We start from the raw sequence: 16,961 nt of genomic DNA on the forward strand, positions 1-16,961 counted from the left end.
GACCGGAACCGGGGAGCGAGGGAGCGGCCATGGGTGAGCAGAGTCGGTCGGAGGCCGAAGGGCGGGCGGCGCGCCTGCGCCGTACCGCCGCCGAGGTGTACGGCTGGGACAGCCTCCTGCCCGAGCAACTGGAGGCCATGGAGGCGGTGCTGGGCGGCCGGGACGCCCTGGTCGTCATGCCGACCGGCTCCGGCAAGTCGGCGGTCTACCAGGTCCCCGGCGTCCTGATGTCCGGACCGGTGGTGGTCGTCTCCCCGCTGCTCGCCCTCCAGCGGGACCAGATCGCCGGGCTGCCCGAGGGGGCCCGCGCCCCGGGTGCGGTGGCGGTGAACTCCGACCTCACCGCGGCCCGGACCGAGGCCGCCTGGGACGCGGTGCGGCGGGGCGAGGCCCGGTTCCTGTACCTGTCGCCGGAGCAACTGGCCAAGGACGAGGTGCTGGAACGGCTGGCCGACGCCCGGCCCGCCCTCTTCGTGGTGGACGAGGCCCAGTGCGTCGCCTCCTGGGGCCACGACTTCCGCCCCGACTACCTCCGCCTCGGGCAGGCCGCCCGGCGCGTGGGCCGGCCCCCGGTGCTCGCCCTCACCGCGACGGCGGCCCCGCCCGTGCGCCGGGAGATCACCGAACGGCTCGGCATGGACCGGCCCCGGGTGACGGTGACGAGCTTCGACCGCCCGAACATCCGGCTGGAGGTCCAGCGCTTCCGCGACGAGGACGACCGGCGCCGCGCACTCGTCGAACGGGCCGCCGCCGAACCGAAACCCGGCATCGTCTACGCGGCCACCCGCAAGGACGCCGAGTACTTCGCCGAGGAGCTGTCCGCCCTCGGACTGGCCGCCGAGGCCTACCACGCGGGACTGCGCGCGGCCGAACGCACCCGTGTCCACGACGCGTTCCTCGCGGGGGACGCCGACGTGGTCGTGGCCACCTCCGCGTTCGGGATGGGCATCGACAAGGAGGACGTACGGTTCGTGCTGCACGCCTCGCTGCCGGGCTCGCCGGACGCGTACTACCAGGAGATCGGCCGCTGCGGCCGGGACGGCGACCCGGCACTCGCCGTACTCCACTACCGGCCCGAGGACACCGGCATGCAGACGTACTTCGCCGGCCGCACCCCCGGCCGCGGCGTGCTGTCCGAGGTCGCCGACGCCGTCCACGAGCACGGACCCGACCCGGCGGACCTGGACGAACTGCGCCGGGACACCGGGATGTCCCGCAACCGCGTCACCGCCGCGGTGAACCTGCTGGAGGAGTCCGGGGCCGTCGCCACCGGCGAGGACGGCGGGGTCCGGCCGGACCCCGGCACGCCGCCCGAGGCGGCGGCCGACCTGGCCGAGGACGCGGCCGACGCCCATCGGCGGACCGACCGGACCCGGGTCGCGATGGCCCGCGCGTACGCCGAGACCACCGGCTGCAGACGCCGGTTCCTGCTCGGCTACTTCGGTGAGGAGTACGAGCCTCCGTGCGGCGCCTGCGACGTCTGCGAGGCACGGGAGGACGGGGCTCAGGAGGACGGGTCCCGGGGGAACGGGTCACAGGGGAACGGGCCCCGGGAGGGCGGGGCGCCGAAGACGCCCGCCCGCGCCTTTCCGGTGGGTACGCAGGTGCGGCACGCCGAGTGGGGCGAGGGGACGGTGCTGAGCGAGGACGGGGACCGCATCACCGTCCTGTTCGACCGGGCCGGCTACCGCACGCTGTCCCTGGAGGCTCTGGCCGACCGGGAGGACCTGCTCACCGTCGCACCGGAGGAGGGCGGGGGCGAGGACTGACCCAGCGCATCTTGTATGTCCGTTTTGTTGAAGAAGTTATCTTCTGAGAATTTTGAGAAGAGAGGCATGCTTTGTGGCTCACCGGACACCTGTGGTGTGAAGGCCCTTCGGCTACCAGAGGGAGATGAGGAAATGCCTTCCAAGGACAAGGTGCTCGAGGAACTCACCCGCACCGAGAACATCGACATCGAAGCGGCACTCGACCCCGCCGAGCCCGACGGAGTCTTCCGTGACAGCCGCGAGTGCGCCGCGCTCGCCCTCCAGTCCGGAGGAACCAGTCTGCTGCTCTCGCCGCCGACCCCGCGCCCGAAGAAGGGCTGACGGATCGACGGGAGTGACAACATGGAGCAGTCGAGCACATCAGCCCTCCTAGAGGGCACGGTGCTGGACCTCGCTTCCGACGTGGTCTCCGCTCTTCGGAGCGGAGACCACGTGCGAGCGGGGGGCACCTCGGCGGGAGGCGGCGCGGGTGACGGCGTGGCGCGTGCGGCGATGCGCGTGCTGGGTGCCGACACACTGCTGCCCACCGCCCTGCTGCGCGTTCCGCCCGACCCGGGGCAACTGGCCGTGTTCAAGGACGCCGTGGCGGCCCATCCGCCGCGCGACGACGCGGCCCCCGCCGTGGTGTGGAGCCACTGGGCCATGGCCCGGGCCCTGCGCCGGATCGAACAGCCCCTGGACGACCCGCTCGCCGGCGACCCCGGCGCGGAGCCCGACGCCGGCTGGCTCGACGGAGCGAGCTGGCAGGTCCTGACCCATCAGCTCGCCGTCCTCGCGCCGCTCGCGCTGCCCGGCGAGGAGTGCGCGGTGACCCGTGCGGCCCGCGACCGGCCGGTGGACGTCGCCCGCGGCTTCGTACGGGCGGTCCGCCGCCGCGACTGGCGGCAGGCGGCCGGAGCCGGTCGCTGGCTCTCCCTGCTGGACGGGGTGCCCGACACCCTCGGCCTGGAGACCGGACTGGACTTCGTACGGCTGATGGGCGGCGGCGACCCCCGGGTGGCCCTTCAGCTCGAGGCGGCCCGGCTGATGCCCGCCGGAGTGCTCCTGTGAGCGTCCGGCGGGTGGAGGAGGCCGCCCTGGAGTGGGTGAGCGCGCACCGCGACGGGTTCGTGCTCGGAGAGGACGCGCTGGCCGCCGACGGGCAGGTGAACCGCACCTGGAAGCCGCTGGGCGAACTGGCCCAGGTCTGCGCGTCGGTGTCCGCGTGCACGGTGCCGTCGGACCCGCTCCACGCCCGCGCCTGCGAGCTGCTGGAGTTCGCCTGGCAACAGACCCGCCGCGGCGAACTGTTCCCGCTGGTGCAGTCGCTGGAGCCGTTCGCCACCTACCCGCTGGAGGTGTACGCGGCCTTCGCCTCGGCGGGCCACCGGCACGCCGGTTACGAGGCGTCCGCCGCCGTGGTGGCCCGGACCCGCGGCTGGCGGCTGACCGAGCAGTACCCCACCCGGCGGCTCGGGGTCGTCGAGGCGGAGCGGCGCAGCGGCCTGCGCCCGCACGGCCCGGTGCCACAGGCACTGAGCCGCACCTGGCTGGGCGGCCTGCCGGAACCGTGGACCTTCGAACGTGCGAGCGGTTACGCGCTGACCCACGTCGTCTTCCACCTCACCGAGTGGGGCCGCACCCCCCAGGGGATGCCACCGGACCTCGCGGACTACCTGCTGCACTGGCTGCCCCCCTGGCTCGACACCTGCCTGGAGGCCCGGATGTGGGACCTGAGCTGCGAGCTGCTGGCCGTGGCGGCGAGCCTGCCGCGGCCACCCGGACCGGCGGTGCTGGAGGACGCCTGGCAGCGCGTCGCCGAGGCGCAGCACGCGTCCGGCGCGCTCCCCGAGGAGGGCGCGACGCAGGACGCCGCGGCGGGCGGGTCCGGGGCCGGCCACGAGGACCCCTACGCCTTCACCGACTGCTACCACTCCACCCTGATGGCCGTGTTCGCGGCTGCCCTCACCACCGCACGGCTCCGGGACGTGGACCACGCCGGACAAGGAGTGCCCAGATGACGGACACCCGCCTGATCCACCGCGTCGGAGCCGACGCCCTGGAGTGGCTCTGGGCCCACCGCGACGGGTTCCGGCTGGAGCCGGACGTGGACCCCGAGATCGGCTTCCTGGAACGCTTCAAGCCGATCGGTGAACTCGCCCTCATCTGCAAGGTGCTCTTCCGTGAGGGCGTCGCCGGGTCCCGGCAGGCGCAACTGGCCCGGCAGCTGCTCGACCACGTCTGGCGGGACACCCTGGACGGCGGCCGCATGCTGGTGCGCGGGCAGCGCGTCGAGCCCTTCTCGCCCGTCCCCTTCGAGGTGTACCTGCCGTTCAAGGAACTGGGGTACAGCCAGCCCGACGTGGAGCGGGCCGCGGTGCTCAACCACCGGCTGGACAGCTGGGCACGGTTCCCGGTGACGGCGACCCGGCGCCTGGGCCTGTCCGCCTTCCAGCGCCGCTTCGGCCTGGCGGCCCGGCCCCCCGAGGCCGACCTGGTGGGCACCACCTGGCTGGCCGGCACCCCCGAACCGTGGACCGTCGAGGGCCACACCGCCTACGACATCACCCACACCGTCTTCCACCTCACCGACTGGGGCGAGCACCCCGAGGGCCTGCCCGGCCCCGTCGCCGACTACCTCGCCACCTGGCTCCCGGTGTGGATCGACGACTGGCTGGACCTGGAACGCTGGGACCTGCTCGGAGAACTCCTCGTCGTCGACGCCTGCCTGCCCCGGCCCACCCTCGACGAACCCGCCTGGCAGGGCTTCGCCGCGGCCCAGCAGCCCGACGGCGCCATGCCCGCCGTACGGACGATGCCCGAGGGCGACCGCGACAGCGTGTTCGACATGATCTACCACCCGACGCTGGTCGCCGCCTTCGCCTCGGTGTTGGCCACCTCCCGCGCCCTGTCCGAGCTGGCGCACACCGCCTCATGACGGGCCGTGCCGCACCCTGGCCCGGCGACCCCGCCGACGAGGACACCCCGGCACCGCCCCCGCGCCCGGACCTCCCGGGGCCCGGCGACGAGCGGGTGCTGCGCGAGCGGCTGGCCGAGGCCGTCGACGCCGCCGACGCACCCGACGTCGTCTTCGCCGTCTCCCGGCACGGCCGGCGCACCCTGCACAGCGGGGGCACCGCCCCGCCGCCCGCCGTCCCGCGGGAGGACCTGCGCTACGAGATCGGCTCGGCCTCCAAGACGTTCACCGGACTGCTGCTGGCCCGGCTGATCCGAGGCGGCGCGCTCACCGGGGGCGAAGCGGCGGCCGTCTGCCTCGACGCGACCCGGCCGCCCGGCCCGGACCCGGTCACGCTCGCCCACCTCGTCACCCACACCTCGGGACTGCCCGCGCTGCCCCCCGGCTTCGTCCGCCGCGCCCTGCCGGCGTGGCGCACCAACCCCTACGCCCGCTACCCGGCCGAGCGGTTGACCGCCGCGTTCCTCGACCACCGCCCGAGGCACCGCCCCGGCACCCGCTGGCACTACTCCAACTACGGCGTCTCCCTCCTCGGTCACGCCGTCGCCGCGGCCACCGGCACGGCGTGGGAGGACCTGCTCTCCGCACACGTCCTGCGCCCGCTCGGACTGAGCGGCACGGCCCTGCACGCCGAGGGCCCCGGGACCGACGCCACCGGGCACCGCAAGGACGGCCGCACGCCCGTGCCCGCGCTGGACGCCGGCGGCTTCCAGGCGGCCGGCGCCGTCCGCTCCACCCCGCACGACCTGCTCGCCTTCCTCGAGGCCCACCTCGACCCGGCGGGCTCACCGTTGGCGGGCGCGCTGCGGGCCGTACGGGTGCCGGTGCTCCGGCGCGGGCTCGGGCACCGGCACGTGCACACCGTGGCCTGGTTCCGGCACCCCACCGACGGCGGACCGATGTACTTCCACAGCGGGGCCACCCTGGGCCAGCAGGCGTTCCTGGGCTTCCGGCCCGACACCGGCACGGCCCTGGCCGCACTGTGCAGCCGGCGGTTCCGCGCCCGCGACCCGTTCATCGCCACCGCGTACGCGTTCCTCATGGACGGGTGATTCCTCCTGGACGGGTGACGGGGCCACCGCACAAGGCGGGCGCGGGGCCGCCGCGTCCAGCAGCGACCCCGCGCCGACCGCCGCCCGGCGGTTCACCGTCGGTCAGACACGCTGCCACAGGGCCGGCGTGCTCTCGGGCGACCAGACACCCTGCGCCTGGTGGTTCTGCAGGCAGCGGTACCGCACGCCCGAGTGGGACACCGTGGCCCCGGTCTCGTAGACCCGGCCCGCGGCCCACGCGTCGGCCGCCGCGTTGTCCTGCGGCGCGGGCGTGCCCGCCTCTGCGGCGGTGGTCCTCAGGGTCAGGCCGAAGTCGCTGAGCAGCGGGTTGATCGGCTGGTAGAAGGTGGTCCCGCCGTTCGTGCAGTCACCTGAGCCGCCGGACGTGGTGCCCTGCGCCTGGGCGCCCGCGACGTACGGGCCGCCCGAGTCGCCGGGCTCCGCGCACACCGTCGTCTCGGTCAGCCCGTCGACGGTGCCCTCCGCGTAGTTGACGCTCGTGTCGTGCTGCTGGACCGTGCCGCAGTGCCACCCGGTGGTGGAACCCGAACGGCACACCGACGCGCCCACCAGCGCCTCCACCGAGCCGGCGATCTGCACCTTCTGGCCGTCCTGCGCCTTGACGTCCGGCGTGGCCGTCCAGTCCGCGTTGACGCCCACCCAGGCCATGTCCTTGCCCGGGAACGTCGACGCCTGGAAGGTGCCCTGGGCCGCCTCGTTGAAGCCGGTGGTCGTCGCGCCCGGCTTGCCGCAGTGCCCCGCCGTGGCGAAGCCCTGCTGCTGGTCCTTTGTCACGGAGAACCCGATGGAGCAGCGGGCCTGTCCGTCGATGTAGTAGGCGTCGCCGCCGACGAGGTCCTCCAGCACCCGGGGCCGGTCGGCCGAGACCCGGACACCGATGTCCTGGCTCCCGACTCCGGCGGCCTCCGCGAAGGCCGCCGCGGCCCGCTCGCTGGTGGCCTGGACCATGACCCGGTTGGCCTTCACGTCGACGTACCAGACCGGCGTCTCGGGGGACTGCGAACCGGCCGCGGCGGCGTCGTCCAGCCGCTGCTTGACCGTCCGCAGCTCACCGAGCCCTCTGGCGACGACGGCGGCCTTGGCGCCCTGCGCCTCGATGGCGGCGGTGTCGGCGGCGTCGGTGGTGGCGACCGTCAGCTCGTCGGAGGTCGCGCCGCTCACCCAGGCGCCGGCGAAGCGGTCGCCCAGCGTGTTGCGCAGCATGCCCGCGCGGGTGCCCGCCTCGGCCTCGTTGACCAGCCGGGCCGACGCCTGGCCCGGCGTCAGTTCCAGGTCCCGCTCCATCGCGTGCAGCACCTGCGCCGACGGCCGGTCGGCGCCGAGGGTCGAGGAGGCGGCGGGCCGCGGCCCCGGGGCGGGTGGCGGCGCGGCCGAGGCGACCGAGGGAAGTGCGGTCAGTACCAGGGTGCCGAGCGCGGTCAGGGCGGCGCGGCGGCTGCGCGCGGCATGTCCGGCGACCATGCGATGTGCCTCCTTCAGGGGCTGTACGAGACAGCGGGATCGGTGGGGGACCGTCGGTCGGGGTACGACTGCGGCGACGTCTCAGTCCTTGCCGCGCGGACGCGCCGGGATGTCGGACCCGGCCGTCTTTCGCGCTATGGGGGACGCGGTGGGTGCCATGTGCAGTACGCGGGCGCGCGCCGGGCCGCGCTCAGGCCGGCTTCAGGCCGGGCGCGCCCGCCTCGGTGACGAACGACGCGGTCGTGGCGACGGGGGCACCGGGCGTGCTGATGGCGGAGACGGTCCTGAAGTCGAGGCGGGTCGACAGCCGCCCGAGTTCGGCCCGGACGTAGCCGCGCCTGGCGTCGTAGTGCTTCATGTGCGGGTTGGCCTGCATGTACAGGTCCCAGTTCGCGGGCTTCTCGACACCGTCCCGGCCGCTGGCCACGGAGGTGCAGGTGACCTCGGTGCCGACGGTGGCGGAGGCCGGGTCGTCGAAGTTCTCCTTGACGTCGAGGGCGTAGCCCACGTGCACGTCGCCGGTGAGGATCAGCCAGTTCTCGACGCCCGCCGCCTTCGCCCCGGCGACGACCCGGGCGCGGGACGCGCGGTAGCCGTCCCACGCGTCCATGGAGAGCGCGGCGTCGGCGGTCACGTCGAACTTGCGCTGCGAGAAGCAGACCTGCTGGGGCATCACGTTCCACAGCGCCGACGAGCTCTGCCAGCCGTTGAGCAGCCACTGCTCCTGCGCGGCGCCGGTGATGGTGCGCGCCGGGTCGTCCGACTCGGGGCCCGGCGCGTGCGGCCGGTCGTCGTAGGCCTGGTCGGAGCGGTACTGGCGGGTGTCGAGGAGGTCGAACTGGGCGAGCGTGCCCCAGTGCAGCCGGCGGTACAGCTGGGCGTCCGGGCCCTGGGGGAGCTGGGCCGCGCGCAGCGGCTGGTTCTCCCAGAAGGCGCGGTAGGCGGCCGCCCGCCGCAGCAGGAACTCCTCCGGCGGGATGCCGTTCTCCGGGATGCTGCCCGCGTAGTTGTTCTCGGTCTCGTGATCGTCCCAGGTGACCACGAAGGGATGCGTGGCGTGGGCGGCCTTGAGGTCCTCGTCGCTCTTGTACAGCGAGTAGCGCAGCCGGTAGTCCGCGAGGGTCATGGTCTCGCGGTTGAACACGTCGGGCAGCACGATGTCGGTGTACCGGCGCTCCCCGCCCGCCGAGTTGACCGCGTACTCGTAGAGGTAGTCGCCGAGGTGGAGGACGACGTCGACGTCGTCCTGGGCGACGTGCCGGTACACCGTGTAGTAGCCGTCCTGGTATGCCTGGCAGGCGACGGCCGCCAGCTTCATCGAGGAGGTCGCGCTGCTCTCCGCCGGAGCGGTGCGGGTGCGGCCCGTCGGACTGAGCCAGACGCCGGTGCGGAACCGGTAGTAGTACACCGTGCCCGGGGTCAGGCCCTGGACGTCGACGTGCACGCTGTGGGCGTACTCGGCGTGCGCCTCGGCGGTGCCCCGGAACAGGACGGCCGCGAAGTACTCGTCGAGGGCGACCTCCCACTCGACCGTGACCCGCTCCGTGCCCATCCCGCCGTCCTCCAGGAACGGCTCGGGCGCCAGCCGGGTCCACAGCAGCACCGAGCCCGGCAGTGGGTCGCCGGAGGCGACGCCGAGGGTGAACGGGTCGCTGGTGATCCGGGCCTTGCGCAGGGGCGCGGCGACCGCGCCGCGGGCCGGCAGGTTGGTGGAGAAGGCGAGCGCGGCGGCGGCCGCGGTGACGGTGAGGAAGCGCCGGCGGCCGATGTGGCGTGCGGCGGCGCCCATCACGGCGTCGTGCGGGGAGAAGGCGTGCTCGGCCAGTCGGCTGTGACGGCCCGTGGGCGCCATCTGGTGTCCTCTCGTACAGGGCGGGCGGTCCGTGGACGAGCGGCACGGGGAACCGGGTGGCCCCGGGCGGTCGCCCGACGCACGTCGGCCCGGGGTACTCGCCGTCGGGGCGGGCCGGTGTGGTGCGCCGTCCGTGCCGGGGTCCCGTCGCGCGGTGGCGTCGACCCGTGATGCGCGGACCCCGCACTCTAAGCAGACAAAACAGCCGAAACCGTCAGGACTTGCTGAGTGATCACACAGGAGGAGGTACGCCGGTGTGGCGCCCCCCGCCCGGGGCACCCGGGCCGTCCGGGGAAGGGGCGCACGGGACGGGTACGAGGAAGGCGGGTGGCGGAGCCGATGGCCAGGACACGGCGCTACGGCGTGGCCGCATCCGGTCGCTGGTGGGACCCGGAGGACAACCGGTGGCTGCCGGCCGGCGAGGTGCACGCCTGGGAGCAGGGCATGAACCAGACGGTGTGCGGCCTCTCGCTCCACCGTTCGCGGCTGTCCCGTTTCGCGGCGGTCGCCTGGACCGACGTGCTGCCCGAGTCGGGCGGTGCGGCCGACGAGGTCCGCCGGGTCTGCCCCCGCTGCGCCGCCGCGGCGGGCCGCCGGGGAGCGGACGCCCGCCCGGGCTGGCGGCGCGTCAACCCGCGCCCGTAGGGGTCGGGGCACGGTCCGTACCGCACGGGTGTCGCGGGCGGGGAGCGCCTACGAGGGCAGCGGTGAGCGGCTGACACGGATCTTGGACTGGCCGTGCGGCCGCTTCTCCCAGTCCTCCATGAAGCGGGCGTGCAGGCGGTGCCGGGCGGCCAGCGTGAGCAGGGTGTCGGTGCGGTAGTAGAAGTCCTCCCGGAGCACCTGGTGCTCGGCGCCCTCCGTGCGGTCGAAGGTGAAGTCGAAGAACCCCGTGACGGTCAGGACGCGCCCGACGTGCGCGAGGCATTCGTCGATGACGCTCGGCGGCGAGTGCGAGAAGACGCTGTGCGCGTGGACGACGTCGAAGTGGTCCGCGGGCAGGAACTCCAGCCGGAGGTCCCGGGTGAGGGTCAGGTGGGGCAGCTTCGCCTGGAGGCCCCGTTCGGTCACGGTGTCCTTCGCCGCGATCAGGATGTCCGGCGAGATGTCGATGCCGTAGTAGTGGCCGGCGTCCAGGTGGTCGATGAACCGCCAGCCGCCGCGCAGGTTGCCGCAGCCGATGTCGAGCATGCGGTGCTCGGGGCGCAGGCCGTGTTCGACCAGGTAGTCGAACTGCATCCGCCCGAGCGCCAGCCAGCGGTCGTGGGTCCGGCTGCCCACCGCCGCCTCCGGGTCGCGGCGGGTGTCGGAGGCCATCACCGCCCGGTAGTAGCCGACGTGGTCCGGTTGCCTGAGCCGCAGCCAGGCGTCCCGGCCGGCCCGCCGGAGGTACGGGCCGACGCGCTCGGGGTGGCGTAGCGCGTATCCGACCTTGTGGCGGAGCGCGGCGCGGTTGCTGCGCAGTTTCGGGGACTCGGCTGCCTCGGGCACGGGCGGATCGACCTCCGGGTGAGGGGCTGGGCGGTGTGGAGGATGCCGGGGCCAGGGCCCGGCGGCGCGGCGACAGGAGCGTGGCGACGGTGCGTCCCGAGGTGAGGAGGGCGCCGGGGAGGGCCGTGCCGGTCCACTGGAACGACCAGTAGTCTCCGGCCGGACCGGCCGCGCGGATGCGGACGACATGGGCGCGCCGGGCCGTGCACTCCTTCGGCTCGCGGCCGGACGGGTGGGGGCCGAATCCGGACGTCTTCGCGGTGGCCGGACGCCGCGATCAGGCCATGTGGACTTTCCGTCCAGAGCCTGGACGTATAGTCTTGCCTCCGGGTGGAGGTCCGGACTGGGAGGCGCTTCGTGAACGAACCGGCGCGGGACGCCGAGCGGAACACCGGACGGAATGTCGGACACGACGCCGACGGGGACGCCGACCGCATGGTGGGCGGGAGCGTCGAGCGGGAGGCCGAACGGAATGCCGTACGCGGCGCCGAACAGGACGCCGTCCTCGCCGCGCTGCGCCCCGTCGTCGACGGCATCGCGGCCACGTTCGGCCCGGTCTGCGAGGTGGTCCTGCACGACTACCGGCGCCCCGAGCGGTCGGTCGTGGCCGTCGCCGGCTCCGTGACCGGGCGGTCGGTGGGCGGGGCGATGAGCGAGATCGGCATGCGGATGCTCGCCCGCGGCGACGAGGCGCGGGACGAGCTGAACTACGTCACGCGGACGACGGACGGCACCCTGCTCAAGTCCTCCACGATCGCCCTGCGCGACTCCACGGGCGCCGTCTTCGGGGCCCTCTGCGTCAACCTGGACGTCACCGCCGTCGACCGCGCCCAGGCCCTGCTCGGGGCCCTCGCCGGCACCGCGGGGGCCCTGGCCGAGCCACCGGCGACCACCTTCGGCGACGACATCGACAAGGTCGTCGACGCCATCGTGGACGCCCACCCGCTGCGCCGGGACCGGAGCTGGGCGGCACTGGACCGCGACCGGCGCCTGGAGCTCTTCCGCGACCTGGACGGACGCGGCGTGTTCGCCGTGCGCCGCTCGGTCGAGCAGGTCGCCGCCCGGCTCGGCATCTCCCGGGCCTCCGCCTACACCTACCTCGCCCGGGCCCGCGCCGAGGCCGGCCCGGCCACCGACCCCGCTGGAGGACACGCGTGACGACCACGACCCCGCCGGTCACCCTCGACGACGTCCGTTCCGCCGCCGCACGCCTGGCCGGCGTCGCGCACCGCACCCCGGTGCTGCGCTCGCGCACCCTGGACGCCCTGGCCGGCGCCGAGGTCTTCCTCAAGTGCGAGAACCTCCAGCGTGTCGGCGCCTTCAAGTTCCGCGGGGCCTACAACGCGGCCTCCCGCCTCACGCCGGAGCAGCTGTCCCGGGGCATCGCCGCCTACTCCTCGGGCAACCACGCCCAGGCGGTCGCCCTGGCCGCGCGCGAGCTGGGCACGACCGCCGTCATCGTCATGCCCGAGGACGCGCCGCCCTCCAAGCGCGCGGCCACCGCCGGCTACGGCGCCGAGATCGTCACCTACGACCGCTACACCGGCGACCGCGTCGCCGTCGCCGAGGCCCTGGCCGCCGAACGGGGGCTGAGCCTGATCCCGCCCTACGAACACCCGCACGTCATCGCCGGACAGGGCACCGCCGCCCTCGAACTCGTCGAGGAGACGGGGGAGCTGGACGCGCTGATCGCACCGGTCGGCGGCGGCGGGCTGATCGCCGGGAGCGCGACCGCCGTGAAGGGCCTGCACGCCGGGACCCGGGTGATCGGCGTCGAACCGGAGGCCGGTGACGACACCAGGCGTTCCCTCGAAGCCGGTCGCCGCGTCACGGTCCCGGTCCCGCGCACCATCGCCGACGGCCAGGCCCTGCCCACGCCGGGCGAGCTGACCTTCTCCCTCAACCGCCGACTGCTCGACGGGGTCGTGCTGGTCTGCGACGACGAGATCCGGGACGCGATGCGCTTCGCCTTCGAGCGGCTGAAGACCGTCCTCGAACCGAGCGGCGCCACCTCGCTGGCAGCCCTCCTCACCGGCCGCGCGGGCCCCCTGCCGCGCCGGGTCGGCGTGATCCTGTCCGGCGGCAACGTGGACGCGGGCCGGTTCGCCGAGCTCTGCGGCGGCACCCGCTGACCCAGGGCGTCCCCCGGATGGCGGCGCCGAGTTGACAGGCGGACGATGGGGTGGTGGGGCCAGCGAAAGGAGAAGCGTCATGTTCGAGGCAAAGACGCTCGACAAGCCGGACGAGCGACGCGATTTCCCCCGCGGGCACATCGAGGCCGTGCACATGGAGGGACTCGACTTCGCCGTCGCCACCTTCGAACCGGGCTGGCGCTGGTCGGAGTCCGTGGCGCCCATCGCGGGCACCGACAGCTGCATGATCCACCACAACTGCTACGTGTCCGAGGGCCGCATGTGCGTCCGCATGGACGACGGCGAGGAGAGCGAGGTCGGGCCCGGAGACGTCTTCGTCTGCTCGCCCGGCCACGACGCCTGGGTCGTGGGCGATGACCAGTGCGTGGTGTACGACTTCGCGGGCGCCATGGCGAAGGAGTACGCCAAGGCGGACTAGGCCGCCGACAAACGGGGTGGACAAAGGAGGACAAGGGCGGACGAGGGGACGGTCACCGCGGTGACCGCCCCCTGTCCGCTCCCTCCCGCCCCCTTCACGCGGCCGACGCCACCACCGCGACCGCCGGTGTACGCAGCGTCCGCCGGGCCGTCCCCAGGCTGGTCCCCAGGGTCACCGCGGCCGACACCGCCACCATCGCGAGCCAGACGCCGGGGAACCGGTCCGGCAGCACCGCGTCGGTCCGTACCACCGTGAACGGCACCACCCCGGCCAGCGCGGCGACCGTTCCGAAGAACACACCGGTCAGCGTCAGGATCGCGCCCTCGGCGCCGACCATGCCCAGCACCTGCCCCGGAGTCGCCCCCGCCAGCCGCTGCTGCCCGAACTCGCGGGAACGGTAGGTCGTCGCCGCGTACAGCGAGTTGACCAGCATCACGCAGACGAAGACCGCGACGATGCCGACCACCGTGAGGTTGAGCGTCTCCAGGTTCTTGGCGTCGACGGACTTGACCAGGCCGGACGCCCGCACCGCGTCGCTCTCCACCGCCTGCATGGTGATCGTCGCCGTCGACACCGCCGTGAACATGATCAGCGATACCAGGATGCCGGCGAGATGATCGGCCCGCTCGCGCAGGTTGCGCACGGCCAGCCAGCCGCTCGCCCCGTTCAGCGGCAGCCGGGCGAGCACGCCTTTCAGCAGCCGAGGCGACAGCAGCGCGAAGCCCACCGACAGCAGTATCGCCCCGTAGGCCGGCGGTGCCATCAGTGCCTCGTCCGTCGCGGAGAACAGGAGGGTGGAGCCCGCCCCCGCGGCACCGGTGACCAGCGCGCCGTAGGCCAGGAACCGCTTGGCCCCGGCCCGCTCGCGGCCGCGGCCCCGCGTCACCCGCCGCACCGCCAGGAAGGCGGCGCCCGCCGACGCGAGCAGGGTGACACCCACGCCGCTGGACAGCGCGAGGGGGCCGAAGGAGTACTCGACCGACCGCGCCACCTGGCCGCCGTCCTGGAACATCCCCAGCAGGGTCCGCCCGCCGAGCACCGCCGGGCCGGTCGCCGCCGCGGCGCCCACCAGGGCCACCGCCACCGCCTCACCCACGACCAGCCGCTTGATCTGCGCCGGGGTCGCCCCCGAGCAGCGCAGCAGATCCAGTTCGGCGGCGCGCTGACGCACGTTGACGGTGAGCGTCGAGGCGACCGCGAAGAAGACCAGCAGGGTCCCGTAGCCGCCCACGACCCCCGCCGCCGTGCCCAGCGTGTCCGCGCTCACCGGGTCCACGCCGTCCTGGCCGGCGGTGTCGTGCATCGATTGGAACGTCATGATGATCGCCGCGCCCAGGAAGGCGGACAGCAGCGTCGCGAGGAACCGTCCGGGGCGTCGCCCGATCGACCGCAGGGCCAGTACGAACATCGGTCACACCCCCGCCGGCACGTCGTCGCCGAGGTGCGCGAGCCGCTCCGCGACCGCGTCGGGGGTCGGGGCGTCCATCCGCCCCGCCAGCCGTCCGTCGGCGAGGAAGAGGACCGAGTCGGCGTACGAGGCGGCGACCGGGTCGTGCGTCACCATCACCACGGTCCGGCCGTGCACCCGCACCGCCTGCTGGAGCAGCAGCATCACCTGCCGTGCGCTGCGCGTGTCCAGCGCGCCGGTGGGTTCGTCCGCGAAGATCACGCGGGGCTCGGTGACCAGCGCGCGGGCGATCGCCACCCGCTGCCGCTGACCTCCGGAGAGCTGGTCGGGCCGGTGGCCGAGCCGGTCACCGAGGCCGACGGTGGTCAGGACCTCCCGGGTCCGTCTCCGGTCCGCCCGCCGGCCGGCGAGTTTGAGCGGCAGCACCGTGTTCTGCGCGACCGTCAGCGTCTCCAGCAGGTTGTACTGCTGGAACACGAAGCCGACCCGGCCGCGCCGGAACCGGGTCAGCTCCGCCTCGCCGCTGCCCGTCAGTTCCGTGCCGTCCACGCACACGATGCCGCCGTCCGGCCGGTCGAGCCCGGCCGCGCACTGCAGCAGCGTGGACTTGCCCGAGCCCGACGGTCCCATGACCGCGGTGAACGTGCCGCGCCCCAGGGTCAGCGTCACCCCGTCCAGCGCGGTCACGGCGTTCTCGGCGGTGCCGTAGGTCCTGGTGACCTTGACCAGGCGCAGCGCCTCCGGGGAGGCGGGGCCCGGGTCGTCGCCTCGTGCGCCGGTGCGGAACATCGTCATCACCCTCCGTGTGGCACGCCCTGTGCGGTGCCTCGTGGAAGACGCTACGGAGAGTGGGACTGGACCACACTGGGCGCAGAACCCGTATCGGGGGGTGTACTCAGCGACACCCCGGCAGCGCTACGAGCCGCTCAGCAGCACCACCTCGAGGGTGCGCGGGCCGTGCACCCCCTCGACGCGGTCCAGCTCGATGTCGCTGGTGGCGGACGGCCCGGAGATCCACGTCAACGGCCGCTTCGGGTCGATGCGTTCCAGGGCCTCGGGCACCGACGACACGACCTGGTCGGGCACCCGCACGACGCAGATGTGGTGATCGGGGATCAGGGTGATGCGCCGCCGCCCCTGGTCGGGGGAGCCGTCCAGGACGATCGTGCCGGTCTCGGCGACCGCGACGGCGCAGCCGGTCACGACGCTCTCCACGCGGTCCAGCTCGTGCGGTGTGCTCACCGCCCGGTCGTGCACGCGCGTCGGATCGGCGGCCGACATCCACTCGGGCGGCAGGCCCGGCGGCACCAGCACGTACCGGGATCCACGCTGGGCGAGCAACCGCATGAGGAGAAGCGGCAGTTCCTCCTCGTCCGCGCGGTGCACGATCGCCCGGTAGTCCGCCAGGTTCTCGGCGAGCAGGTCCACCGTCTCCCGGACGGACCGCTGCCCGTGCTCGCGCAGATAGTCCCGGGCGACGGCCTCCTCGTAGGGCCTCGCGTCGTCCGGCACATCCGCCAGCGCCCGCCGTACCCGGCCCAGGACGCGTTCCCTGCTGCTCACTTCGCCCCGTCCTGTCCACCGTGCGTGCGCTGCCACCAGTCCCGGAACGGCTCCGCGGGCACCGCCGGCAGGTCCCGGCTGCCGCTCCACGCCCGGCCGGGACCGGGCAGCGTGCGCGGATGCAGCCGACGGGTGCGCGAGGCCAGCCGCTGCCCGGTCCGCAGCGCGCCCGGGTGCGTGAACGCCCACCGTGCCGCCCGCATCGCCGCCCGCTCGGCGGCGTGTCCCTTGGCGGGCCTCAGCACGACCCGGTTGCCGCTCCGGACGGCCGGGCCGCCCTGCACCACCCGCTCCCGCAGGTGCACGAGGACTTCGGGGATGTCGATGGCGACGGGGCAGACCTCGTAGCAGGCGCCGCACAGGGAGGAGGCGTAGGGCAGTGAGGCGTCGATGTCGTCGGCGGTGCCGCGTAGTTGGGGGCTGAGGATGGCGCCGATGGGGCCCGGGTAGACGGAGCCGTAGGCGTGGCCGCCGGCGCGTTCGTAGACGGGGCAGACGTTCAGGCAGGCCGAGCAGCGGATGCAGCGCAGGGCCTGGCGGCCGACCTCGTCGGCGAGGGTGTCGGTGCGGCCGTTGTCGAGCAGGACCAGGTGGAAGGCGCGGGGACCGTCGTCGTCGGAGGTACCCGTCCACATGGACGTGTAGGGGTTCATGCGCTCGGCGGTCGAGGAGCGGGGGAGGGTCTGCAGGAACACCTCCAGGTCCTGCCACCTCGGCACGATCTTCTCGATGCCGACCACGGAGATCAGGGTCTCGGGCAGGGTCAGGCACATCCGGCCGTTGCCCTCGGACTCCACGACGACCAGGGTGCCGGTCT

Annotated in this window: 17 protein-coding genes; 10 read left to right on the forward strand and 7 right to left on the reverse strand. The window is 74.0% G+C overall.

Annotated features, from left to right (window positions below; genetic code table 11):
• Nucleotides 1–29 precede the first annotated feature (29 nt).
• From ACGF5T_RS22255 to ACGF5T_RS22280, 6 genes are all read left to right on the forward strand, one after another.
• Entirely contained in the window at nt 30–1,769 is a 1,740-nt protein-coding gene (locus tag ACGF5T_RS22255) for a RecQ family ATP-dependent DNA helicase (protein ID WP_366766919.1), read from the forward strand.
• A gap of 132 nt (nt 1,770–1,901) precedes the next feature.
• Nucleotides 1,902–2,090, forward strand: a complete 189-nt coding sequence (locus ACGF5T_RS22260; protein ID WP_356605136.1) for a hypothetical protein — start codon at nt 1,902–1,904, stop codon at nt 2,088–2,090.
• Nucleotides 2,091–2,111: 21 nt separating this feature from the next.
• Entirely contained in the window at nt 2,112–2,819 is a 708-nt protein-coding gene (locus tag ACGF5T_RS22265; protein WP_356605134.1) for a hypothetical protein, read from the forward strand.
• Nucleotides 2,816–3,769 (forward strand): DUF6895 family protein, encoded by a 954-nt coding sequence (locus ACGF5T_RS22270; RefSeq protein WP_366766918.1) that lies wholly within the window; start codon nt 2,816–2,818, stop codon nt 3,767–3,769. Before ACGF5T_RS22265 ends, ACGF5T_RS22270 begins: the two co-directional genes overlap by 4 nt.
• Nucleotides 3,766–4,686, forward strand: coding sequence for a DUF6895 family protein (locus ACGF5T_RS22275; protein ID WP_361015713.1), 921 nt, complete (start codon nt 3,766–3,768; stop codon nt 4,684–4,686). Before ACGF5T_RS22270 ends, ACGF5T_RS22275 begins: the two co-directional genes overlap by 4 nt.
• Complete coding sequence (locus ACGF5T_RS22280; protein ID WP_366766917.1) at nt 4,683–5,777, forward strand: serine hydrolase domain-containing protein; 1,095 nt, start codon at nt 4,683–4,685, stop codon at nt 5,775–5,777. The genes ACGF5T_RS22275 and ACGF5T_RS22280 overlap by 4 nt, the downstream gene beginning before the upstream one ends.
• Before the next feature lie 102 nt (nt 5,778–5,879).
• On the opposite strand, the gene ACGF5T_RS22285 is transcribed toward ACGF5T_RS22280, so the two are convergent.
• Nucleotides 5,880–7,259 carry a trypsin-like serine protease gene (locus ACGF5T_RS22285; protein WP_366766916.1) on the reverse strand — a complete coding sequence of 460 codons (1,380 nt, stop codon included), beginning with the start codon at nt 7,257–7,259 and terminating at the stop codon, nt 5,880–5,882.
• 190 nt (nt 7,260–7,449) lie between these two features.
• Entirely contained in the window at nt 7,450–9,111 is a 1,662-nt protein-coding gene (locus tag ACGF5T_RS22290) for an alkaline phosphatase D family protein (protein WP_356605124.1), read from the reverse strand.
• A 339-nt stretch (nt 9,112–9,450) separates the two neighbouring features.
• Between ACGF5T_RS22290 and ACGF5T_RS22295 the strand changes: the two genes are divergently transcribed.
• Entirely contained in the window at nt 9,451–9,756 is a 306-nt protein-coding gene (locus ACGF5T_RS22295) for a hypothetical protein (protein WP_366766992.1), read from the forward strand.
• Nucleotides 9,757–9,804: 48 nt separating this feature from the next.
• On the opposite strand, the gene ACGF5T_RS22300 is transcribed toward ACGF5T_RS22295, so the two are convergent.
• Entirely contained in the window at nt 9,805–10,602 is a 798-nt protein-coding gene (locus ACGF5T_RS22300; RefSeq protein WP_356605122.1) for a class I SAM-dependent methyltransferase, read from the reverse strand.
• 435 nt (nt 10,603–11,037) lie between these two features.
• Between ACGF5T_RS22300 and ACGF5T_RS22305 the strand changes: the two genes are divergently transcribed.
• The 3 genes from ACGF5T_RS22305 to ACGF5T_RS22315 all read left to right on the forward strand — a co-directional run bounded on the left by ACGF5T_RS22305 (nt 11,038) and on the right by ACGF5T_RS22315 (nt 13,173).
• Complete coding sequence (locus tag ACGF5T_RS22305) at nt 11,038–11,760, forward strand: PAS domain-containing protein (protein ID WP_356605493.1); 723 nt, start codon at nt 11,038–11,040, stop codon at nt 11,758–11,760.
• Nucleotides 11,757–12,734: a pyridoxal-phosphate dependent enzyme gene (locus ACGF5T_RS22310; protein WP_356605120.1), complete on the forward strand. Its 978-nt coding sequence runs from the start codon at nt 11,757–11,759 to the stop codon at nt 12,732–12,734. Before ACGF5T_RS22305 ends, ACGF5T_RS22310 begins: the two co-directional genes overlap by 4 nt.
• A gap of 79 nt (nt 12,735–12,813) precedes the next feature.
• Entirely contained in the window at nt 12,814–13,173 is a 360-nt protein-coding gene (locus ACGF5T_RS22315; RefSeq protein WP_356605118.1) for a cupin domain-containing protein, read from the forward strand.
• Between the two features lie 94 nt (nt 13,174–13,267).
• Here the strand turns inward: ACGF5T_RS22315 and ACGF5T_RS22320 are convergent, their stop codons facing one another.
• The 4 genes from ACGF5T_RS22320 to ACGF5T_RS22335 form a co-directional block, all read right to left on the reverse strand.
• On the reverse strand, nt 13,268–14,581 hold the full coding sequence (locus tag ACGF5T_RS22320; protein ID WP_356605116.1) for an ABC transporter permease: 1,314 nt from the start codon (nt 14,579–14,581) through the stop codon (nt 13,268–13,270).
• A 3-nt stretch (nt 14,582–14,584) separates the two neighbouring features.
• Nucleotides 14,585–15,370 carry an ABC transporter ATP-binding protein gene (locus ACGF5T_RS22325; protein ID WP_366766991.1) on the reverse strand — a complete coding sequence of 262 codons (786 nt, stop codon included), beginning with the start codon at nt 15,368–15,370 and terminating at the stop codon, nt 14,585–14,587.
• A gap of 126 nt (nt 15,371–15,496) precedes the next feature.
• On the reverse strand, nt 15,497–16,144 hold the full coding sequence (locus tag ACGF5T_RS22330) for an LUD domain-containing protein (protein WP_366766915.1): 648 nt from the start codon (nt 16,142–16,144) through the stop codon (nt 15,497–15,499).
• A partial coding sequence (locus tag ACGF5T_RS22335) for an LUD domain-containing protein (RefSeq protein ID WP_366766914.1) occupies nt 16,141–16,961 on the reverse strand: 821 nt, incomplete at its 5' end. The genes ACGF5T_RS22330 and ACGF5T_RS22335, both read right to left, overlap by 4 nt.

Source organism: Streptomyces sp. NPDC047853, assembly GCF_043204535.1.
Taxonomy (GTDB): domain Bacteria; phylum Actinomycetota; class Actinomycetes; order Streptomycetales; family Streptomycetaceae; genus Streptomyces.